4 protein-coding genes are annotated in these 3,469 nt (G+C 50.0%); 1 reads left to right on the top strand and 3 read right to left on the bottom strand.

Annotated features, from left to right (window positions below; translation table 11 throughout):
• Nucleotides 1–188: hypothetical protein (locus KDK17_RS06195; RefSeq protein ID WP_257287611.1), on the top strand; the 188-nt coding region annotated here is incomplete at its 5' end.
• 91 nt (nt 189–279) lie between these two features.
• On the opposite strand, the gene KDK17_RS06190 is transcribed toward KDK17_RS06195, so the two are convergent.
• Genes KDK17_RS06190 through KDK17_RS06180 form a run of 3 tightly spaced genes read right to left on the bottom strand, consistent with a single transcriptional unit; the run spans nt 280 to nt 3,368 of the window.
• Nucleotides 280–1,041: an amino acid ABC transporter ATP-binding protein gene (locus KDK17_RS06190; protein WP_257253520.1), complete on the bottom strand. Its 762-nt coding sequence runs from the start codon at nt 1,039–1,041 to the stop codon at nt 280–282.
• 27 nt (nt 1,042–1,068) lie between these two features.
• A complete protein-coding gene (locus KDK17_RS06185; protein WP_257253509.1) occupies nt 1,069–2,157 on the bottom strand; it encodes an amino acid ABC transporter permease in 1,089 nt (362 codons plus the stop codon).
• A gap of 11 nt (nt 2,158–2,168) precedes the next feature.
• Nucleotides 2,169–3,368, bottom strand: a complete 1,200-nt coding sequence (locus tag KDK17_RS06180; protein ID WP_257287610.1) for an amino acid ABC transporter permease — start codon at nt 3,366–3,368, stop codon at nt 2,169–2,171.
• Nucleotides 3,369–3,469: the final 101 nt, after the last annotated feature.

Here is a 3,469-nt window from a genome sequence, read left to right as displayed (position 1 = left end):
TTACTCTGGGTGCCGGAACCAGCATTCTTGATGGACAGGTGGATCTGGACTTTGCGGCTGTCTATGACACCGTTGAGAATGACGATGTAAAAGGTGGTGGCCAGCTGACTGACACGACTACATCTTACGCAGGTAAGTACGAATCCAGCTCTTACTCCTTGCATGCTTCTGCGACTTACCGTTTCTAATTCGGTTTTTCAGTAGCATCTTATAACAAGGCCGCCGATCAAAAGATGAGCGGCCTTTTTGTTTGGCATTCAGGTGAAGTCCAACAAGTTCTCAGTGATTGAGAATCTGCCCCAAAAATGCCCTGCTACGTTCAGACTTCGGATTATTAAAGAAGACTTCCGGTGTCGCCTCTTCCACGATTTGCCCCTGATCCATAAAGATCATGCGATCTGCTACCGTTTTTGCAAAACCCATTTCATGGGTCACGCAGAGCATGGTCATGCCTTCATTGGCCAGTTCAATCATGACGTCCAGCACTTCCTTGATCATTTCCGGGTCCAGTGCGGAGGTGGGCTCATCGAACAACATGATTTCCGGGTTCATGCAGAGGCTTCGGGCAATCGCTACACGCTGTTGCTGGCCTCCAGAGAGCTGCCCGGGATATTTATCCGCCTGATCGGGAATACGGACACGCTCAAGGTATTCCATCGCCGTTTTTTCCGCTGCTTTTTTAGCGGTTTTCCTGACCCAGAGCGGTGCCAGTGTGCAGTTTTCCAGCACCGTCAGATGGGGGAACAGATTGAACTGCTGGAACACCATACCGACCTCACGACGAACCTTCTCTATATTTTTCAGATCCCGGGTCAGTTCTGTGCCATCAACAATAATCTGGCCTTCCTGATGCTCTTCCAGAGCGTTAATGCAGCGAATCAAAGTCGACTTACCCGAACCGGATGGCCCGCAGATCACGATCTTTTCGCCACGCACCACATCCAGATTAATATCTCTGAGGACATGAAAGTTGTCGTACCATTTGTTAACCCCATTCAACCTGATAACAGGGCTTGCAGGGTCTTTTACTTCCCGGACCATCTTATCCATGAAGACCTCTCATTTTCTTTAATTCTTTTCCAGTCGCTGGCTGTACTTGGATATACCAAAGCAGAACAACCAGAACACAAAGCCGGCAAACAGATAACCTTCTACAGCACTGCCCAGCCACTCGGGGTCATTCAGGGCTGCCTGAACAATCGAAAGCAGATCAAACAGACCAATCACCAATACCAGACTGGTGTCTTTGAACAGTGCAATAAAGGTGTTCACTATTCCGGGAATCACCAGACGCAGAGCCTGAGGCAGAACCACCAGTAGCATACTCTGCCAGTAACCCATTCCGAGACTCTGACAGGCTTCCACCTGCCCTTTTGGAATCGCCTGCAATCCACCACGCACCACTTCGGCCATATAAGCTGACTGGAACATGACAATCCCGATCAGGGCCCGAACCAGTTTGTCGAAAACGATTTCTTCCGGAACAAACAGAGGTAGCATGACCGAAGCCATAAACAACACAGTAATCAGCGGAACCCCACGCCAGAGTTCAATATAAGCCGTACAGAACGTCCGAATGACCGGCATGGAAGATCGCCTGCCAAGGGCCAGCAAAACGCCTACCGGTAATGATGCCAACATGCCATAAAGCGCCAGCACCAAGGTCACCATCAGGCCACCCCACTTATGAGTTTCAACCTCGGGCAGACCGAAGTAACCTCCAGACAGCACCAGCCAGGAGGTAACCGGCAATACCAGCAATCCCAAACCCAATGCCAGCTTCTTGCCGGGAATAGCCGGAATCATCAGCCAACCCAGAATCAGGGCCAACTGCACAAAAAACAGATTCACCCGCCAGATTTCACTCTCCGGATAGAAGCCGTAAATAAACTGATCCAGTCGTGCAGTGACAAAAGCCCAGCAGGCACCGTCAACATTGCAGGCCGAGCGGCTTTCTCCCGTCCAGGTAGCGTCCATAACTGCCCACTGCCATAAGGGAGGAAGGATCAGATAAAGACCGTAAATAAGCGTCAATGTGATCAGTGACTGTGAGGGCGTCGCAAACAGCTTCTCCCGCATCCAGCCTAAAACACCCCTCGAGTTGACCGGGGGCTCTCTTGCAGGAATCATTTTTTCTTCCATCATCGTGCTCTTCATTAAGAGAGTCCTTACCGCTCTACCAGCGATGCCCAACGGTTATACAAGTTCATCAAAACAGATACGGTAAGGCTGATCGTGAGATAAACGGCCATGGTCATGGCGATCACCTCAACGGCCTGACCGGTCTGGTTCAGGGTGGTTCCCGCAAAGACACTGACCAGATCCGGGTAACCTATGGCCGTCGCCAGTGAAGAGTTCTTGATCAGGTTCAGGTACTGATTGGTCAGGGGTGGAATAATCACCCGCATGGCCTGAGGAATCACCACCAGACTCAGCACGCGGCGAGGCTTGAGACCCAGAGCCGCAGCGGCTTCTTTCTGACCTTTGCTGACAGACTCAATACCAGAGCGAACGACTTCAGCAATAAAAGCCGCAGTATAAATACTCAGAGCAAACCAGAGCGCAGCCAGTTCAGGAATTAAAACCAGACCGCCGGAGAAATTAAAACCTTTTAATTCTGGTATCTCCCATCGCAACTGAGCATCCACCAGAAAGCTGGTCACGAGAGGAATCAGCACAACACTTGAAGCCATTGCTGCCTTGATATAAAGAACCATTTGCCCTTTGTTTTCTTGGTGCTGAGCTTTAAGCAGCCATGAGCGCATAAAGAGTCTCAAAACCAGCACAGCAGCAAGACAGGCCATGAAAACCCAGGCAACCGTCACCATACCCGCGTTCAATTCGGGCCAGGGAAGAGAGATACCACGAACATTAATAAAGATGGAGTCAAACAGACTGATGCTTTGACGGGGGTTCGGCAGAATACCCAGAACCGCAAAGTACCAGAAGAAAATTTGCAGCAGCAGGGGAATATTGCGGAAAACCTCAATATAAATACTGGCCATTTTAGACAGGAGCCAGTTAGAGGAGAGCCGGGCCACACCAATCAGAAATCCAAGAATAGTGGCAAAGATAACGCCGAGAAAAGAGACCAGTAAAGTATTGAGTAGGCCTACCAGAAACGTTCTGCCAAAGGTATGGCTTTCGTCGTACTCCACCAGTGTCTGGATAATGCCAAAACCTGCAGACTGGGATAAAAAATCAAAGCCGGTGCTGATGCCGCGATGCTCTAGATTCGACAGGGTATTGTTCACTACCCAGGCGACCATTGCCACAACGGCAAGGATCAACAGAACCTGAAAAAGAACAGCCCGCCAGACCGGGTCGCGCCAGAGTCTTACTAACATAGGGTGCCTTTTATTAGCCATGAAGAATCCGTTCATGGCTCTACTTTTATTTTTGCTATAGGTATTTCGCTAGCAGCCTGTCGGACTTAAGGCTGTCCTACTGCGGTTGCAATAAATTGGTC

The sequence above is a fragment of the Endozoicomonas sp. SESOKO2 genome (assembly GCF_024606245.1).
GTDB lineage: Bacteria > Pseudomonadota > Gammaproteobacteria > Pseudomonadales > Endozoicomonadaceae > Endozoicomonas_A.
The sequence above is the reverse complement of the archived record's forward strand: the minus strand, read 5'-3'. Positions and strand labels throughout refer to the sequence as shown.

What these genes read in the sequence shown, in the direction of transcription:
- KDK17_RS06180 (WP_257287610.1), bottom strand. Translation starts at nt 3,368, where the DNA reads ATGGCTAATAAAAGGCACCCTATGTTAGTAAGACTCTGGCGCGACCCG.
- KDK17_RS06185 (WP_257253509.1), bottom strand. Translation starts at nt 2,157, where the DNA reads ATGAAGAGCACGATGATGGAAGAAAAAATGATTCCTGCAAGAGAGCCC.
- KDK17_RS06190 (WP_257253520.1), bottom strand. Translation starts at nt 1,041, where the DNA reads ATGGTCCGGGAAGTAAAAGACCCTGCAAGCCCTGTTATCAGGTTGAAT.